This window comes from Fructilactobacillus frigidiflavus, from assembly GCF_044054575.1.
Lineage (GTDB): Bacteria > Bacillota > Bacilli > Lactobacillales > Lactobacillaceae > Fructilactobacillus > Fructilactobacillus frigidiflavus.
Genome location: NZ_CP168716.1, coordinates 934,460 through 952,970, shown reverse-complemented (window position 1 = coordinate 952,970; position 18,511 = coordinate 934,460). Strand labels below are relative to the sequence as shown.

General features: G+C 40.0%; 15 protein-coding genes and 1 rRNA gene. All 16 read right to left on the bottom strand.

Annotation, left to right across the window (positions count from 1 at the left end):
* Positions 1-39 precede the first annotated feature (39 nt).
* Positions 40-1,617 (bottom strand): 16S ribosomal RNA (locus ACEPSS_RS04760).
* A 358-nt stretch (positions 1,618-1,975) separates the two neighbouring features.
* The gene (gene lysS, locus ACEPSS_RS04755) at positions 1,976-3,460 is read right to left on the bottom strand and encodes a lysine--tRNA ligase (RefSeq protein ID WP_395320494.1); all 1,485 of its coding nucleotides are present in this window, start codon (positions 3,458-3,460) and stop codon (positions 1,976-1,978) included.
* Between the two features lie 88 nt (positions 3,461-3,548).
* A complete protein-coding gene (gene dusB / locus ACEPSS_RS04750) occupies positions 3,549-4,577 on the bottom strand; it encodes a tRNA dihydrouridine synthase DusB (RefSeq protein ID WP_395317878.1) in 1,029 nt (342 codons plus the stop codon).
* A complete protein-coding gene (gene hslO / locus ACEPSS_RS04745) occupies positions 4,577-5,470 on the bottom strand; it encodes an Hsp33 family molecular chaperone HslO (RefSeq protein ID WP_395317876.1) in 894 nt (297 codons plus the stop codon). The genes dusB and hslO overlap by 1 nt, the downstream gene beginning before the upstream one ends.
* Positions 5,471-5,532: 62 nt before the next feature.
* Positions 5,533-7,581 carry an ATP-dependent zinc metalloprotease FtsH gene (gene ftsH, locus ACEPSS_RS04740; RefSeq protein WP_395317874.1) on the bottom strand — a complete coding sequence of 683 codons (2,049 nt, stop codon included), beginning with the start codon at positions 7,579-7,581 and terminating at the stop codon, positions 5,533-5,535.
* 67 nt (positions 7,582-7,648) lie between these two features.
* On the bottom strand, positions 7,649-8,191 hold the full coding sequence (gene hpt, locus ACEPSS_RS04735) for a hypoxanthine phosphoribosyltransferase (RefSeq protein ID WP_395317872.1): 543 nt from the start codon (positions 8,189-8,191) through the stop codon (positions 7,649-7,651).
* Positions 8,192-8,202: 11 nt separating this feature from the next.
* A complete protein-coding gene (tilS, locus tag ACEPSS_RS04730) occupies positions 8,203-9,555 on the bottom strand; it encodes a tRNA lysidine(34) synthetase TilS (protein WP_395317870.1) in 1,353 nt (450 codons plus the stop codon).
* 49 nt (positions 9,556-9,604) lie between these two features.
* Entirely contained in the window at positions 9,605-10,036 is a 432-nt protein-coding gene (locus ACEPSS_RS04725) for a S1 domain-containing RNA-binding protein (RefSeq protein ID WP_395317868.1), read from the bottom strand.
* 72 nt (positions 10,037-10,108) lie between these two features.
* The gene (locus ACEPSS_RS04720) at positions 10,109-10,483 is read right to left on the bottom strand and encodes an FtsB family cell division protein (RefSeq protein WP_395317866.1); all 375 of its coding nucleotides are present in this window, start codon (positions 10,481-10,483) and stop codon (positions 10,109-10,111) included.
* Between the two features lie 68 nt (positions 10,484-10,551).
* Positions 10,552-10,839 (bottom strand): RNA-binding S4 domain-containing protein, encoded by a 288-nt coding sequence (locus ACEPSS_RS04715; RefSeq protein WP_395317864.1) that lies wholly within the window; start codon positions 10,837-10,839, stop codon positions 10,552-10,554.
* Positions 10,829-14,374, bottom strand: coding sequence for a transcription-repair coupling factor (gene mfd, locus ACEPSS_RS04710; RefSeq protein WP_395317862.1), 3,546 nt, complete (start codon positions 14,372-14,374; stop codon positions 10,829-10,831). Before mfd ends, ACEPSS_RS04715 begins: the two co-directional genes overlap by 11 nt.
* 35 nt (positions 14,375-14,409) lie before the next feature.
* Positions 14,410-14,967 (bottom strand): aminoacyl-tRNA hydrolase, encoded by a 558-nt coding sequence (gene pth / locus ACEPSS_RS04705; RefSeq protein ID WP_395317860.1) that lies wholly within the window; start codon positions 14,965-14,967, stop codon positions 14,410-14,412.
* 120 nt (positions 14,968-15,087) lie between these two features.
* Entirely contained in the window at positions 15,088-15,453 is a 366-nt protein-coding gene (locus tag ACEPSS_RS04700; protein WP_395317858.1) for a type II toxin-antitoxin system PemK/MazF family toxin, read from the bottom strand.
* Positions 15,450-15,716: a hypothetical protein gene (locus tag ACEPSS_RS04695; protein ID WP_395317856.1), complete on the bottom strand. Its 267-nt coding sequence runs from the start codon at positions 15,714-15,716 to the stop codon at positions 15,450-15,452. Before ACEPSS_RS04695 ends, ACEPSS_RS04700 begins: the two co-directional genes overlap by 4 nt.
* Entirely contained in the window at positions 15,700-16,866 is a 1,167-nt protein-coding gene (gene alr, locus ACEPSS_RS04690; RefSeq protein ID WP_395317854.1) for an alanine racemase, read from the bottom strand. The genes ACEPSS_RS04695 and alr overlap by 17 nt, the downstream gene beginning before the upstream one ends.
* 138 nt (positions 16,867-17,004) lie before the next feature.
* Complete coding sequence (locus tag ACEPSS_RS04685; protein ID WP_395317852.1) at positions 17,005-18,483, bottom strand: DEAD/DEAH box helicase; 1,479 nt, start codon at positions 18,481-18,483, stop codon at positions 17,005-17,007.
* Between the last annotated feature and the right edge of the window lie 28 nt (positions 18,484-18,511).

The following is an 18,511-nucleotide window of genomic DNA, read 5'->3' as shown; positions in this document are numbered from 1 at the left end:
AAGATTTTGATTAATGTAAGGTTCCGAATTATTCCTTAGAAAGGAGGTGATCCAGCCGCAGGTTCTCCTACGGCTACCTTGTTACGACTTCACCCTAATCATCTGTCCCACCTTAGGCGGCGGACTCCTAAAAAGGTTATCCAACCGACTTTGGGTGTTACAAACTCTCATGGTGTGACGGGCGGTGTGTACAAGACCCGGGAACGTATTCACCGTGGCATGCTGATCCACGATTACTAGCGATTCCAACTTCATGCAGTCGAGTTGCAGACTGCAATCCGAACTGAGAACGACTTTAAGAGATTAGCTTGACCTCGCGGTTTTGCAACTCGTTGTATCGCCCATTGTAGCACGTGTGTAGCCCAGGACATAAGGGGCATGATGATTTGACGTCGTCCCCACCTTCCTCCGGTTTATCACCGGCAGTCTCTCTAGAGTGCCCAACTTAATGCTGGCAACTAAAGACAAGGGTTGCGCTCGTTGCGGGACTTAACCCAACATCTCACGACACGAGCTGACGACAACCATGCACCACCTGTCATTCTGTCCCCGAAGGGAACGCCTAATCTCTTAGATTGGCAGAAGATGTCAAGTCCTGGTAAGGTTCTTCGCGTAGCATCGAATTAAACCACATGCTCCACCGCTTGTGCGGGTCCCCGTCAATTCCTTTGAGTTTCAACCTTGCGGTCGTACTCCCCAGGCGGAATGCTTAATGCGTTAGCTGCGGCACTGAAAGGCGGAAACCTTCCAACACCTAGCATTCATCGTTTACGGCATGGACTACCAGGGTATCTAATCCTGTTTGCTACCCATGCTTTCGAGCCTCAGCGTCAGTTACAGACCAGATAGCCGCCTTCGCCACTGGTGTTCCTTCATATATCTACGCATTTCACCGCTACACATGAAGTTCCACTATCCTTTTCTGCACTCAAGTTTATCAGTTTCCGATGCACTTCTCCGGTTAAGCCGAAGGCTTTCACATCAGACTTAATAAACCGCCTGCGCTCCCTTTACGCCCAATAAATCCGGACAACGTTTGCCACCTACGTATTACCGCGGCTGCTGGCACGTAGTTAGCCGTGACTTTCTGGTTAGATACCGTCATACCGTGAGCAGTTACTCTCACAGCTGTTCTTCTCTAACAACAGAGTTTTACGAGCCGAAACCCTTCTTCACTCACGCGGCGTTGCTCCATCAGACTTTCGTCCATTGTGGAAGATTCCCTACTGCTGCCTCCCGTAGGAGTATGGGCCGTGTCTCAGTCCCATTGTGGCAGATTACCCTCTCAGGTCTGCTACGTATCATCGCCTTGGTGAGCTATTATCTCACCAACTAGCTAATACGCCGCGGGTCCATCCAGAAGCACTAGCACAAAGGCCAGCTTTGAAACAAGAACCATGTGGTTCTTGTTGTTATACGGTATTAGCATCTGTTTCCAGGTGTTATCCCCTTCTTCTGGGCAGGTTACCCACGTGTTACTCACCAGTTCGCCACTCAGTCGGATCCAAAATCATCCTGGTGCAAGCACCAAGAATCAAATGGGCGACTTCGTTCGACTTGCATGTATTAGGCACGCCGCCAACGTTCGTCCTGAGCCAGGATCAAACTCTCATTTTAGAAATGAGAACTTTACTAGCTCTTATTTATTTGTTTTTGCAAATTGACATTGCATATTTGTTTAATTTTTAAACTAAGTTTAAAAATTATCCTTACACTTTATTGTAATCAAAATCTTGTTCAGTTTTCAAAGATCTACTCAAGCACCATTTACAGTGCATATAATATATTACATTGTTAATTAAAAAATGTCAAGAAATAAAAACATTTTTTATAAAAAACAATTAATAAGTTCTCACGAACAATTAATATATTACCGACTTCTGTAATTAATGTCAACACTATTTTTAAATTTTTTCAATAAAAAAAGCGATTGAATTCAAAAAAGAATTCAATCACTTAGTTATAAACTATTTAATTAATTTTGATCTTCTTCCGGACGCATCGTAGGGAATAATAAAACATCACGAATAGATGGTGCATCAGTTAAGAGCATTACTAAACGGTCAATTCCAATTCCTAATCCCCCAGTAGGTGGCATTCCATATTCTAAGGCTTTGATGTAATCTTCATCAATTCCTTGAGCTTCATCATTTCCTGCCTCCCGTTCGGCAACTTGGGCTTCGAACCGTTGTCTTTGATCAATTGGATCATTTAATTCAGAGAAAGCATTTGCATATTCGTTTCCAAGAATATAAAGTTCAAATCGATCGGTAAAGCGAGGATCATCAGCATTTTTCTTTGCTAATGGAGAAATTTCAATTGGATGACCATAAACGAAAGTAGGATCAACAATGGTTGGTTCCACAAATTCTTCAAAGAATTTATTAATAATGTGACCAACTTTCCAGTATGATTCGTACTTAACGTGATGTTCATCAGCTAACTTACGGGCTTCATCAACACTCATTTCAGGCCAGAAGTCAACTCCAGTAACTTCCTTAATCGCATCTACCATATGAACACGCTTAAATGACTTACCTAAGTCAATTTCATTTCCTTGGTAAGTAACTTTTCCATCATCGGTAACGACCTTAGCAGCAGCCCGGAAAATTCCTTCGGTTTCATCCATGACATCTTTAAAGTCAAAGTAAGCAGCATAACTTTCTAATTCAGTGAATTCTGGGTTATGTTCCTTATCCATTCCTTCATTTCTAAAGACCCGGCCAATTTCGTATACTCGACCCATTCCCCCAACGATTAACCGTTTAAGGTGAAGTTCAAGTGCAATTCGAAGATATAATTGAATATCTAAGGCATTGTGATGCGTAATAAATGGACGAGCAGAAGCTCCACCAGCAGAAGCATGTAATACTGGTGTTTCTACTTCAGTAAAGTCCATTTCGTTGTCTAAAAAGTTTCTAATGGCACTAATGATTTTGGCACGATTTTGAAAACGGTCAAAACTTTCACGGTTAGAAATCAAGTCTAAGTAACGTTGACGATACTTTTGCTCTTTATTTTGTAAACCATGAAATTTATCAGGAAGTGGACGAAGGGCTTTGGATAAGAAAGTAACATCCGTCACTTTAATCGTTAATTGACCCATATCAGTTTTAATTACTTCACCCGTAAAACCGAGGAAGTCACCGATATCTGAACGTTTAAAGATGTGGTACTTTTCTTCGCCAACGATGTCTTTCCGAATGTAAATTTGGATTCTTCCAGAACGATCTAGAATATCAGCAAATCCAACTTTACCACTTCCCCGCTTAGCTACCATCCGTCCTGCAATGGTTACAGTAACGTCTTTTTCTTCGAGTTCTTCCTTTGAATATTTGTCATATTCTTCAGTTAGAGCTTTCGCTAAAGCGGTTGGTTTAAATTCATGACCAAAAGGATCGATTCCTTCTTCACGTAATTCATCCATTTTTTCGTGACGAACTCGCATTTGATCATTCATTTGTCTTTCTTGTTTTCTTTTTTGCTTAGGATCTTGAGCCACAATAATTCCTCCAAACTACTAAATAACTGGTTTAATTTTACCATAATTAAACACGTTCATGCGCTCTCACTGCCCGTTTTTTATTCCGTGCTTCGGTTTGCGCTACAAAATCATCCATAATTTTAATCATTTCTTCTTCAGTTTCCGCACTAGTAATTGCAACTTTAGCCCGAGCAGAATGGGAATAACCTTTAAGGTAGTATGCGGCTTGTCCTCTAAATTGATGCACCCCAACGTAATCACCTTTAAGTTCAACTAAACCATGCAAATGTTCTTTGGCCACTTGCATTTGATCTGCAATACTAGGAGTTGGTAATAACTCACCCGTTTCAAGGTAGTGATTAGTTTGTTGTAAAATCCAAGGATTACCTTCAACGGCACGTCCCATCATAACGGCAGTTACCCCAACTTCATCAAGCATTTGTTTAGCCATTTGTGGAGAAGTAACATCTCCGTTACCCATAAATGGAATGGTTAAGGCATCTGAAACTTCCTTAAGAATCTCCCAATTAGAGTGACCCATGTACATTTGTTCCCGTGTCCGACCGTGCATAGCGACGGCAGCAGCTCCCGCTTTTTCGGCCGCTAAAGCATTTTTAACCGCATACAGATGTTCGTCATCCCAACCAGTTCTCATCTTAACGGTCACTGGCTTTTCAACGGCAGCTGTTACTGCAGAAACCATTTCATACACTTTATCTGGGTCCAATAACCAACGTGCTCCGGCTTCACATTTAATTACTTTATTAACTGGACAACCCATGTTGATATCAATTACATCAGCAGCTGTTTTTTGGTCGATAAATTTGGCTGCATTAACCAAAGTATCTTTGTTACCCCCAAAAATTTGAATACTCATGGGGTGTTCCGCAGCTTCCACGTTAACCATATCAAGTGTTTTCTTGTTGTTATACATAATTCCTCGATCAGAAATCATTTCACAAACCACAAGGCCAGCTCCAAATTTTTTACAAATCAAACGAAATGCTGAGTTAGTAACTCCAGCCATTGGTGCTACGACGAGGGGATTATCAATTTGAACGTTACCTAATTTCCATGCTCTATCTTTACTCATTAATCTTTTTCCTTTTCATTAATCATTTTAATTAAATCAGCTTCAGAGAAATCATATTTTTTACCACAGAAATTGCAAACTACTTCTGCACCATGATCTTCATCAATTAATTGTTGCAAATCTTTTTCACCAATTCCTGCAATATCTTGGGAAAATTTTGCTTTTGAACAGTTACATTCAAAGGATACGGGTAGATGTTGCACGATGTTTAAATTATCTTTGCCAAATAAAATATCTAAAATATGTTCTGGATTGGGATCTTCCGCTAGCATTGTCGGAATACTAGGAATTTCTTTTAATTTCTTTTCTAGCTTGGTAATGGCATCATCATCAGCTCCTGGCATCGTCTGGATAAGAAAACCACCTGCTGCTTGAACCTGGTTTTCACCATTAATATCAACTGAAACGCCAACTACGGAAGGAATTTGTTCAGACATGGCTAAGTAATAAGTAAAATCATCACCAATTTCACCACTAGCTAACGGAACACTACTAGTATAAGGTTCTTTGCCACCTTGATTTTTAAGGACTTCCAAAAATCCGTTAGTCCCAACTCCTTGAGCAACATCAATTTTGCCAGCTTCCGTCAACGGTAAGTTAACGTGCGGATGTTGAATGTATCCTTTAATGTGACCATTTGCATCTGCATCAATCACCATAAAACCAACTGGTCCTTGACCATTCAAACGCACTGTCATAGTTTCTTTTCCCTTAAGGGCAGAGTTAGCCAGTAATAAAGTTGCTACTAACGTACGACCTAAGGCTGCCGCTGAAGTACTCCATAAATCATGGTTCTTTTGGGCATAATCAACTACTCCGGTAGCATTAATGGCATATACTCGAAAATTTTGATCTTTTGTAAGAGCTTTTACTAATACATCATTAGCTTTCATCTTAATTCTCCTTAAATTCGAAAAGAACGCTAGCACTTCTGCTCACGTTCTTTTTCATTATTTTAATCTTGTGAATCCTGATGGTCATCATCTTTGATTTTATGTTCAAGTTTTTCTTCTTGTTCACGATCTTTTGTTTCAGCAATTTTCTTTGCTTCTGCAAAACTTTCTTGTTCGTCTTCTGGTTTAACCTGTTCTTCAGGCATCTTACCAGTATTGTACAAACTTAAAATTTGTTTTTCATCAAGCGTTTCATACTTGAGTAACGCATCAGCAATCAACTTATGTTGTTCACGATGTGATTCAATAATTTCACGCGCTTTTTTATGCCCTTCATCAGTAAAACGTTTAACTTGAGCATCAATCTTAGCAGCCGTATCTTGAGAGTATTTTGGTGAAGAATATTGATTGGCATTCGGATCTTCCAATGCTACTGTTCCTAATTCTTCAGTCATCCCATATTGGGTAACCATTGCTCTAGCAATTTGCGTGGCTTGTTGGAAATCATTTGAGGCACCGGAAGATTCAGAATTAAAAACAATTTCTTCTGCACTTCGGCCACCCATCATACCAGCAATTTGTTCAAGGGCGTCTTTCTTCGATAGTAATTGTTGATCTTCTTTTGGAAGGACAATTGCATATCCGCCGGCACGTCCCCGAGGAACAATCGTAACCTTGTGAACTACACGAGCATCATTTAAAACTAATCCAACAATTGTATGACCAGCTTCATGGTTAGCAACCACTTCACGTTCGTGCTTACTAATAACTCGGTTTCGTTTGGCAGGACCAGCAATTACTCGATCTTCTGCTTCATCCATATCCGCAGCGGTAATGAATTTACCATCACGACGAGCGGCTAATAAGGCAGCTTCATTAAGTAAGTTAGCTAAGTCCGCCCCCACAAATCCAGGGGTTTGTTTAGCAATTTCCTTTAAGTCCACATCTGGACCCATTGGTTTATCTTCAGAATGAACTTTAAGAATAGCTTCACGGCCACGTACATCAGGTTGACCAACCAAAATCTTCCGGTCAAAACGACCAGGACGAGTTAAGGCAGGATCAAGGACATCGGCCCGGTTAGTAGCGGCAATCACAATTACTCCAGCATTACCAGAGAAACCATCCATTTCAACTAGTAATTGGTTAAGGGTTTGTTCACGTTCATCGTGTCCACCACCCATACCAGCTCCCCGTTTTCGACCAACGGCATCAATTTCATCAATGAAAATGATAGCAGGAGCGTTCTTTTTAGCTTGGGCAAATAAGTCACGAACTCGACTTGCCCCGACTCCAACGAACATTTCTACGAAGTCTGAACCAGAAAGTGAGAAGAATGGAACTCCAGCTTCACCGGCAACGGCTTTAGCAAGTAAAGTTTTACCAGTACCTGGAGGTCCTTCTAAAAGAACCCCCTTTGGAATTTCAGCTCCAAGTTTAGTGAACTTCTTAGGGTCTTTCAAGAATTCAACCACTTCCACTAATTCTTGTTTTTCTTCATCTTCACCAGCAACGTCCTTGAAACGGACCTTACTTTTAACTGGTTTAGCTTGGCTCTTTCCGACTTTCATCACTCCGCCGGGACCACCAGCACCGCCACCAGCTTGTTTCATCATCATGTAAAACAAGTAAATGAAGATGATTAATGGAAGAATGGAAACAATTAAGTTCAACCAAAATCCATTTGATTGGGTTTGTTTGGCAGTAGTTTTAACGTTGTGATTTTTGGCTAATTCATTAATTTCTTTAATTGAAGAATCAGTTTTTACCACGTTCGTTGTAAACTTGCTAGTCTTAGTGGTTTCCTTTGGTGCTTTAGTAATTCCACGAGAACTAACGTTAAAGGCCAAGCCACTATCTTGTTTCACTTTTTGTGGAGTTCGGTACTCTCCAGTTACTTTATAAACACCGTCACCAGATTCAATTGCAAAGCTTTTAACTTTATCGCTCTTCAAATCATTGGTAAATTGACTTGATTGAATCTTTTGACTTTGAGCAGAACTGCCACCAGTTCCACCACCAGTTGCAAAAAGGATTACTCCCATTGCTAACACAAAGACGATGATATAAAACAGACTACTTTTAAAAAGTCCATTTTTATTATTTTTCATTTGTGTCCTCCATAATTTTATTGCTTAACAAACAAATGTTATCACTTTTAATGATTTGAAACGATGATTAAGCCTCGTAAACGTCAGGTTTTAAAACTCCAACGTATGGTAAATTACGATATTTACCTTGATAATCTAAGCCATAACCCACTAAAAATTCATTTGGGACGTCAAAACCAACGTAATCAGCTTGAACTGTATCAACTTTTCGAGCTTCGGGCTTATCCATTAAGGTACACACTTTAACTGATTTGGCGCCCCGATCTTTAAGTAGCTTCTTTAGATAGTCTAAAGTGCGACCGGTATCAATAATATCATCGATAAATAAAACATCGCGATCCTTAACATCCGTATCAAGATCTTTGACTAACTCAACTTCGCCAGTGGAAACAGTACCACCCTTATAACTAGAAACATCAATGAAATCAAGATCCATATAAATGTTCATCCGTTTAATCACGTCAGCCATAAAGGGTACAGCTCCCTTTAAAACACAGACAACTAGTGGATTTTTATCTTGATAATCATTAGTTAGTTGTTGACCTAATTCAGCACAAGTCTCTTGAATCTTTGCTTCACTATAAAGGACCTTTTGGATATCGTCGTTCATGAATAATCTCCTCATTTAACTAATAATACGTACAAATTTGTTTGTTGTGCTTTTTTCGTGCTACTTTCCTGAATCCCTAAAATTGAGAGTACATCACCATGATTATCAACTACGGAATGCGCTAATTTACGTTGCTCATTAGGGACTTTTTGATCAATTAAAACGCGACGTAAGCGTTTGCTCCCTCCACCCTTTAATTTAATTCGATCAGTGGCTGCACTTGGCCGAATTTGCAGGGGAAACTGGGACTCCGTTAACCAAAAATAACTTTGGCGTTGATACTCTCCTTTAGGAACCTTTTCAGAATTAAAAATAGCAACTGAATTGCCATTGGGCAAATCATACCAGTGGTTTAATACTACCATAAAATCAGCTGTTTCACGAAAAATTTTGTTCTTGCTTTGGACTTTTTTAATTTTCATTTTTTGATAAACTTTTTGAAATTCTAGCCCGTTTCCTAACTGAATCTTTCCCTGTGGTTTCTGGTGATTTTGTAAAAGCTGCTGTACTTCAAATAATTGCGCAGTGGTCAGTTGAACGGGAACCAATGCTTTGACCATTTGCGACAGAATTAAGTCTAACGGTAACTTTTCAGAATAATTAGCTTCAATTAAATTTTCAGTTTGCTTAAACCCGGGTAACACATGTAGTTGCTGCTGCATTAGTTGTTGATATTGGTAATTTTGTTTTTGTAATTGCGTAGCAAACGCAGCTAAGTGTGTCACTGCACTGGGATTTTCGTTAATTAAACTTGGTAAAATGTGATGACGAATCCGATTTCGTTGCACATCATCAGCTTGATTAGTCTGGTCTTCAAACCAAGTCAAAGGTTTAGAAGTGGCATATTTTTCAATGTCTAAGCGACTAAAATTCAGAAGCGGTCTGACCAATTTACCATTAGCAAAAGCTCGAATTGGCTTAATCCCAGTGACCTCATTTAAATTACCCGAACGAACTAGTTTCATTAAAACCGTTTCGGCTTGATCATTTTGTTGGTGGGCCGTCACGAGGACTTGTGCTCCGGTTTGGCGCATGACATCTGCAAAAAATTGATACCGAAACTGCCGGGCTTGAGCTTCCATTCCACTCGTTAATTGATCATGATTCCAGCGCTTCACGAATAACTTTAAACCGTGCTTTTGACAATAACCTCGTAAATACTGCTCTTCCGTTTCACTTTGTTCCCTGAGTTGATGATTAACGTGAGCTACAATCACGTTCGGCCGCAGCTGTGATAAACGTTGCAACAAATCCAAGAGAACCATTGAGTCTACTCCAGTTGAAACTGCTACGACGATTGGTTGTGCCTTTTGCCACCAGTGATTCTGTAGCACTTCTTGTTCAAATCGAGTTGCTAAATTCACGAAAAATCCCCCTAACAAAAAAACCAAGCATTAAATGCTCAGTTTCTAATTAACTACGGCGTCCGCCACGGCCACCACGTTTACCTTCAGTATTCTTTTTAATATCTGATAACCGACTTTCTGATTTCTTCAAAAAATTAGAAAGTAAATCATCAAACTTTTCGGGTTTGGAATGCGAAGCATGAGGACGAGCACCATGTGCTTGTGGACGGGACGCACGTTGTGGTTTCCCACTGGCTTTGGGCTTGTCGCTAGCTGCCCGAATCGATAACCCAATTTTACCATCATCGCCAATTTTCATTACTTTAACTTTGACTTCATCGCCAACCGTTAAAACATCATGAATATCTTTGATGAAACCATCTGAAACTTCACTAATATGGACCAAGCCATTTTTATGATCTTCCAAATCAACAAACGCACCGAATCCTGTAATACCAGAAACTTTTCCGGTAACAATGTCACCAACTTTGAGAGCCAATCGCCGATCCTCCTAAATAATATTGTTTTTAATTATAACATAACTAAAAATGGAAGTTTTAATAAACTCCCATTAATTGTTATTTGATTGCTTGTCACTACTTAAACGGTAAGTAGTTTCTCCTTTTTGGGCGTACCCATACTTAGAATGAGCTAAGTCCTTAACGTAATTTTCGTTCTTAAGTAGCTTCGTTTTTTGCTTTAAATCTTTCGCCGTTGCTTTTTGCTTCTTCAAATGGGACTTTTCGGTCCGAATTTGCGCGTTTACTTGATTAAGATGGGATTTTGTAGAAATTAGTTGGATGCCTAAAAAAAGCGTCACCACAGCAATTATACCAATCAACACCAACGCTCTCCGTTTTCGTCGTTGTGATATTAATGGCTGCTGTTGTTTCGGTTTTCCAAGATTTGCATGTAATTGTGCTACATTACTCTGACGTCTTGCCAACTTAATCCCTTCCATCTGCTTAATGCTATTTTTATTCTTTCAACCATGATACATCAACAAGTTGTATTTTACAATAACTCTTCTGTTTCTTTATCATAATCGCGAATATATTTTTCATCAAGCACAGTATACATTTGATCAGATTCTGCTTTTTTGGTCGTTTGCAATAATTGGTCGACGCGGACCGTTAATTCTTTATTTCCAAACTTAATTAAAAGTTCATCGCCCACTCCCACTTTACTAGCTGATTTAGCGACTTTACCGTTGACGAATACCCGACCTTGATCAGTAATTTTCTTGGCAACGGGCCGCCGTTTAATGATTCGTGAAATTTTTAAAAATTTATCAATTCTCATGTAGTTTATCCTCTGCTTTTGCTTGCTGACTCTCGTGCTCGTTTCTAATTTTCTCTAAGGCTTGCACAAATTGTTTCAAATTCGTTAACCAGTCAATTACTTCCATGGTTGGTTGGACAATTAATTTGACTTGATACTGTCCGGACACTTGATTAACCGTTGACCGAAAGTCGGTTTTTGCAATAGCTTCCAAAATTTCTTTGCTAGAATAGAGCTCGGTGCCCAAGAGACTGAAGGTTACGTTGATTGCTTGATCGACTTTGCGAATTTTTGTAATTAAATCATAATCCGCCAACATTTTAATGAGATCAACATCTAACAAATTAGCAACGGCTGGGGGATATTCTCCAAACCGATCAATTAAATCGCTTTGTAATTCGGTAAATTGTTCAATGCTATCCATTTGCCGAATTCGTTTGTATAGTTCAATTTTTTGTTGTTGATCTTCAATGTAATCAGATGGCAAATAAGCTTCAATGCCAAGTTCAACCATCGCATCCGTCTTGTCAATTTTTCGGTGTTTCCCTTGTTTTTGTGCCACGGCATCCGAAAGCATCTTCGTGTACATATCGTAACCAACCGAATCAATGAATCCATGTTGTTGACTACCTAAAACGTTTCCGGCTCCTCGAATGGATAGATCACGCATCGCAATCTTAAATCCTGAACCAAGTTCCGTAAAGTCTTTAATGGCTTCAAGTCGGCTTTCTCCGGCTTCGGTTAAGACCTTATTGGGTTGATACATAAAGTAAGCTTGCCCCACTCGATTGCTTCGGCCAATTCGTCCCCGAATTTGATACAGCTGGGAAAGTCCCATTCGATCCGCATTCTCCACAAACAGAGTATTAACGTTGGGCATATCAATTCCAGTTTCGATAATCGTGGTGGTTACTAAAACATCATAATCTCCATTGACAAAATCATAGAGAATTCTTTCCATTTGCGTCTCGGTTTGTTGCCCATGAATGTAAGCAATCCGCGCATCTGGAAGTAATTTTTCGAGTTTGCCGACTACTTGTTCAATATCTTTAACCCGATTATGCAAATAAAAGACCTGACCACCCCTTTGCATCTCACGGCGAATTCCATCGACAATCGTCGCATCGTTTTGTTCTACAACATACGTTTGAATGGGATACCGATTGGCCGGTGCTGTTTCAATTACGGACAAATCACGGACACCCATCATCGACATATTTAAAGTCCGTGGAATGGGGGTCGCCGTTAAGGTTAACACATCCACATTAGACCGTAATTCTTTAATTTTCTCTTTGGCTTTAACCCCAAAACGTTGTTCTTCATCGACAATTAGTAAGCCTAAGTCTTTAAACACCACGTCTTTTGATAAGATTCGATGGGTTCCCACGACAATATCGAGTTTCCCGTCTTTTAGTTCTGCCAAATCTTGCCGGGTTTGTTTAGCACTATTAAACCTTGATAAAACCCCAATGCTCACGGGGAAATTAGCAAACCGTTTCACTAAACTTTCATAATGTTGTTGGGCGAGCACCGTGGTGGGCACCAAAAAGGCTACTTGTTTGCCCGCTTCAACTGCTTTAAAGGCAGCGCGCATCGCTACTTCCGTTTTTCCGAACCCAACGTCTCCCACTAATAAGCGGTCCATCGGATGGGGTTGTTCCATATCGTGCTTAATTTCCGCCGTACTACGCACCTGATCAGGGGTAGGCTGATAAGGAAAGTCAGCATCAAAAGCTTCTTGGTATTCATCATCCGCTGGGAAAGCAAAGCCTTGTTCGTGTTCCCGCTTTGCGTAAAGTTCTACCAATTCATCAGCGATATCGTCCACTTTTTTCGAAACTTTACTCTTAGTCTTTGCCCATTCATTTCCACCTAGTTTATTTAACTTCGGTTGTTTTCCTTCAGAAGCTACGTACTTTTGAATTAGGTTTAATTGCGTAACCGGAATAAAAATTTGGGCACCATCTTTAAAGGTGATTGTCAAATAATCTTGATGTTTTCCATCAACTTCTAGGGTTTTCATCCCATCATAGCGTCCAATTCCGTGGTTAACGTGCACCACAAAATCACCCGGTTTTAAATCCGTATAACTTTTAATTCGTTCTGCATTCGTAAACGTTTGATGGCGAATTTGGCGTGGTTTTTTCCGTTCATTAACCCGCTTGAATAATTCATTTTCAGTAATCACCACTAAATTGGCTAGCGGTAATTCAAACCCCACGTCTAAATCACCCGTTACTACTTGAATCCGATGCGGTTGAATTTCATTAACGTTAGTTTGAATGGTTTCCATCGCAAAATCAGCTAAAGTTTGGGTAACTTTTTGCATCCGGTCCTGATTGGCAACCATGATAATGACCGTCGCTTTTTCTTGCTCGTAGCGATCCATTTCCGTCTTTAACATTGGCATTTGTCCAAAGAAGCGTTGTACAGGCCGTACTTTAATTTCTACAATGTCATCTAGCCGCATTCTCCCTAACCCTTTTTGAAAAAGAGAAAGTAAGATTTTCGGATGCTGATCTTCTTCAATGACCGTTTTGAAATTCAAACTAAATTTTTGTTTTGCAAAAATTTCATCGTTATGCAAAACTGAATTTTTCCAATTATCTTCATCAGTTTCTAGTTGCTTATTTGCATCCCGAATCCGAGCATAGTCATCAAACACCACGCTCCCGTTCGGTGCTAAATAATCTAAAATGGAAGTTTCTTTGCGAAAAATAAATTCGGCATACTGCATCCATAACGAATCAGTGGCCTTCGTTGCTAATTCCTTCGTCACTAACTCAATGTTCTTAATTAAATCGGCGTTATCCGTTTTTTTCAGTTGGTTAGTTAACGCTTTAATCCCGTGTTGGCGGTCCGCTTCGGATGGTAAAAAATCAGTTGCTGGTAACACCGTTAAATTTTCGATGTTTTCTACACTTCGTTGAGTAGCCACGTCAAAATAACGCATTGAATCAACTTCGGTATCAAAGAAATCCAAGCGCACCGGATATTCGGAATTTAACGGATAAATGTCAATAATGGAACCCCGAATGGCAAATTCCCCTGGAACCGAAACTAAATTAGTCCGCAAGTACCCCATACTGGCTAATTGGTTTTGCAACTTAGCAAAATCAAATTCACTCCCAATCGTAGCGGTCAATTCTCCGGCTTTAAAATCAGCTGGTGTTGGTAAATAACGTTTCAATCCCGAAGTAGAAGCCACTACGACCACTGGTTGGCCACTTTGTAAGGCATGCATCGCCTTGACACGAGCTGCCCGATATTGGGGTGAACTAGTCGCTACTTCAGCCGCAATTAGTTCTTCAGCCGGAAACTCATAGACTTGCTCGGCCGGTAAAACTTCCATAAATTCTTTCACTGCTTGATCAGCATGATCCATCGTGTCTGTCACAAAAATCATGGGTTGCTGGGTATCATTTAACACCTCGCTGAGCATTAGTTTTTGTGCAGAACCAGTCGTTCCCGTGACTAGTTGTTTCGTATCTGGCTTTAAATTATCTAAAACCGTTTGGTACTGGGGAACCTCTTTAAAAATTTGGTTTAATTGCATCAAATTCCACCTCCAATCCTTTAGATTTGAATTACTTAATTAAATTTATTTTCTAATTTATCAAAATTAGTGCCAGCCACCCATTCATCAAGGGCCTTGACTGATTTATCAAGTGATTCTGCTAAAGGACCTTGTTGTTCTAAGGTAAATTTACCTAACACATAATCAACGACACTTTGCCGTTTGGGATGGTCAGTTCCAATTTTAATTCGATTAAATTGATCAGTACCAAGGTGGGCAATTAGACTTTTAATCCCATTATGACCACCTGCTGATCCATGAGTCCGTAAGCGAATTCGACCCACGTGTAAGTCCATGTCATCATACACAATTACCAAGTCATCGAGGGATAACTTGTAAAATTGCATTAACGGATGAACGGCCCGTCCTGATTCATTCATATAGGTAGTGGGTTCAACAACCATCACCTTTTCGCCATCGACCATTCCAGTTCCAAACATGGCATCCATTTTTTGTTGATTAATCGCAATGCGGTGTTCGGAGGCAAACTTTTCTACCGCCATAAAACCGGTATTGTGCCGAGTATCTTGATATTCTTTTCCAATATTTCCTAATCCAACAATCATTTTCATTAGTAATTTCCCCTTACTCGAATTGTAACAATCACCTTCATTGTACCATATTACTAGGTTTACAAAGGTTTTTAAAAAGGCAAAAGGAGCGAGAAAACTCACTCCTTTTTTATGTATTTGTTAATTAATTGAATCGGTTAGTCCCACACTAAGGGCCAATCCTTTATCGACTTTTTCCATGATAGCATCAGAAATATGCGTCACGCGATCTTTTAAACGTTGCTTATCAATCGTCCGAATTTGTTCTAATAAAACCACAGAATTCTTTTCAATTCCTGATTTACTAGCTTTAATCCCCACGTGAGTTGGCATTTTAGGTTTGGAAATTTTGGCCGTAATCGCCGCGACAATTACCGTCGGACTATAACGATTACCAATGTTGTTTTGGACAATTAGTACGGGTCGTAAACCACCTTGCTCAGACCCAATCACTGGTGATAGGTCTGCGTAAAAAATGTCCCCCCGTTTGATTCGGGTTTCTGTCATTTGAGATCCCCCTTCATACCGTTAAATTTAGGATCATGGTTATAAATATCAACTAAGGTCTGCGTAAGATCTTGTTTCGTGGCTTCAGCATATTCTGCCATGATTTCTTGATTAATGATTTTCATCGCATCATACCCATGGATCATTTGATTAACCACGGGATTTTTATCAAAAACGGCATTCACAATGGCTACGTGGTGTTCGTCAATTTTAGCATTAAAACTGGCAAACGCTTTATTATTTAAATTATAATGACATTTCATCGTTATCTCTCCAATTTTTTGCTTGTTTTTGATAAACCCGTGGTAGGCGTTCCGTAAATCCACACGCAATTTCATAATGAATCGTATCACACTGTTCGGCAACCTGTTGCAACGTGATCGTGTGCTTTCCTTGTTTACCAAAAATCACGACTTCAGTTCCAGGCTTCATCTCATAAGGTAAGCGGACCATGAATTGGTCCATACATACCCGACCGACAATCGGACAAAGTTGCCCATCAACCAAAACTTGAAAGCCCTGCATCGCGCGGCGTACCCCATCAGCATAGCCGACGGGCACGGTACCAATCCATTGCGGCTGGTCTACAGTATACGTTGCTCCATAGCCAATTGCACGTCCCGGATTAACTTTTTTCACATAAACTAATTCTGTCGTTAGACTCATCGCTGGCTGTAACTCGATAGGTGCTGTCAATTCGTTTCCAGAAGGATTCAAACCATAAGCCGCTACGCCAAACCGAATCATGTTTGCTCCAGTAATCTGATGCCATAGGCTCGTTGCTGAATTGGCAACCGATACGTAGCGCGGTTGGGTTTTAAAACACTTCATCAAGGTTTTGAAGTTTTGGTATTGAAAATCAAAATAATCCTGTTTCTGCTCATCGGCTGTCGCAAAATGGGTAAAGACCCCATCTAAAGTTAGATGATTCGCGTTGGTTTTCAAAAATGCAAGAAACTGGTTAACTTCGGCAGGAGTTTGTAAACCAATCCGCCCCATTCCGGTATCTAACGCTAAAAACAGTTTAATTTTATTTTTTAGGTGTAAATCGGTAAAAACTTGATTAGCTTGTTTCAGCCACGCAACGGAGCTAACGGTCACATCAACCTTATACTTAGCAATCAAGGGCAGGTCTTCCACATCAGTTATCCCCAATACCATAATTGGCTCATCCACAAAACCAGCTTCCCGGAGTTGAATGGCTTCATCTAAAATCGCCACACAAAACCCAGTTGCTCCCGCCTGCTTTGCAATGCGTGCCACTTGAACCGCTCCATGACCATATGCATTGGCTTTTACCACCATAAACATCTCGGTTTGTTGGTCTAACCGTTGTCTTTCGGCCCTAATATTAGTATAAATTGCATCTTCATTAATCACTAACTGAGCGTTTCGATTTCTTCCGACTACCATTTCATTACTCCTTCAATCAAGCATAGGTTAATTATAACATTAAAAATGTATCACTCTTTTATAAATTAATCGAAAAATTGCACAAAACAAAAAAGCAATTAAGTTCTTAATGAACTTGATTGCTTTTTCCAAAAACGATTAATGTTTGTTTTTAATTACAAATTTATTGCTACGACCGGAGTTGTTGCTCCGACGATCATGTCCGCCACGACTATTGTTATCGCGACTACCACGGTAACCGCCACGACTGTGACTGTTGTTACCACGGTATCCACCGCGACCACGGCCTCGACTACCACCATGTCCTTTAAGTGGACGTTCTGGGGTAATGTGAACCTTAACTTGGTCACGTGACATTTCGTTTAATAAGGCAGCAACTAAATCAATTGCTTCATGATTTTCTAACAAAGTATTAGCAACGTCTTCATACTTAGCAGTATTAGTCCGTTTCACTAATTTATCAACGTCTTCAATCGCGAATTTCATTTGACCAGCTAAAGCTTCATCTTCAGTAGGTGGCTTCAATGGTAACATCCGCACCTTAGTAAGTTTTTCAACTAAACGTAAGTAACTCATTTCGTTTGGAGTTACAAAGGTTACTGAAGTACCATGTTTTCCGGCACGACCAGTCCGTCCGATACGATGAACGTAACTTTCGGGGTCTTGAGGAATATCAAAGTTATAAACGTGAGTAACGCCTGAAACATCAATTCCACGAGCAGCAACATCAGTTGCAACTAAGTAGTTGATTTGGTCACGTTTAAATTCGTTCATAATTTGTGTCCGACGACTTTGCGTTAAATCACCATGAAGACCAGCAGCTTTGTAACCACGGGCAATCAATCCTTTAGCAACTTCGTCAACACGGCGTTTAGTCCGACAGAAAACGATGGTTACTTTAGGTTGTTCAACGTCAAACAAACGAGTCATAGTTTCAAACTTTTCGTTATCTTTAACTTTAACGTAGTATTGATCAACTAAGTCAGTGGTTAATTCTTTAGATTTAACTTTAATTTGTTTAGGATCAGTCATAAATTGTACCCCAACCCGTTTGATTGCATCAGGCATGGTAGCTGAGAATAACATTGTTTGACGATCTGATGGGGTGTTCTTGATGATACTTTCGATATCTTCCAAGAATCCCATGTTTAACATTTCATCGGCTTCATCTAAGACCAAGAATTTAACGTGGTCTAGCTTAAGGGTCCGACGTTTGATGTGATCAAGTAAACGACCAGGAGTACCAACAATAATTTGTGGTTTCTTCTTTAAGTCATAAATTTGTTTACGAATGTCTGAACCACCGTAAACAACTTGAGCACGGGCACCTTCACCACGACCCAATTTTTGAATTTCTTTTTGGGTTTGGATAGCTAATTCACGCGTTGGTGAAATCACTAATGCTTGTACATTTGGGTCATTAACGTCAATTCCTTGTAGAATTGGTAATGCAAATGCAGCAGTTTTACCTGTACCAGTTTGTGCTTGTCCAATTACATCTTCACCTTTAAGGGTCAATGGAATGGTTTCGGTTTGGATAGCAGTTGGTTCGGTATAGCCGTTATCTGCTACGGCTTGTAATAGACTATCTGATAGTCCTAAATCTTTAAAATTCAAATGTGTTCCTCCTATTGAAACATCACCG

Bases quoted from the DNA above. Each gene is read 5' to 3' on its own strand.
- lysS (WP_395320494.1), bottom strand. From the start codon at position 3,460: ATGAATGATCAAATGCGAGTTCGTCACGAAAAAATGGATGAATTACGT.
- ftsH (WP_395317874.1), bottom strand. From the start codon at position 7,581: ATGAAAAATAATAAAAATGGACTTTTTAAAAGTAGTCTGTTTTATATC.
- ACEPSS_RS04700 (WP_395317858.1), bottom strand. From the start codon at position 15,453: ATGACAGAAACCCGAATCAAACGGGGGGACATTTTTTACGCAGACCTA.
- hpt (WP_395317872.1), bottom strand. From the start codon at position 8,191: ATGAACGACGATATCCAAAAGGTCCTTTATAGTGAAGCAAAGATTCAA.
- ACEPSS_RS04695 (WP_395317856.1), bottom strand. From the start codon at position 15,716: ATGAAATGTCATTATAATTTAAATAATAAAGCGTTTGCCAGTTTTAAT.
- dusB (WP_395317878.1), bottom strand. From the start codon at position 4,577: ATGAGTAAAGATAGAGCATGGAAATTAGGTAACGTTCAAATTGATAAT.
- pth (WP_395317860.1), bottom strand. From the start codon at position 14,967: ATGAAAATGATTGTTGGATTAGGAAATATTGGAAAAGAATATCAAGAT.
- hslO (WP_395317876.1), bottom strand. From the start codon at position 5,470: ATGAAAGCTAATGATGTATTAGTAAAAGCTCTTACAAAAGATCAAAAT.
- ACEPSS_RS04715 (WP_395317864.1), bottom strand. From the start codon at position 10,839: ATGAGAATTGATAAATTTTTAAAAATTTCACGAATCATTAAACGGCGG.
- mfd (WP_395317862.1), bottom strand. From the start codon at position 14,374: ATGCAATTAAACCAAATTTTTAAAGAGGTTCCCCAGTACCAAACGGTT.
- alr (WP_395317854.1), bottom strand. From the start codon at position 16,866: ATGGTAGTCGGAAGAAATCGAAACGCTCAGTTAGTGATTAATGAAGAT.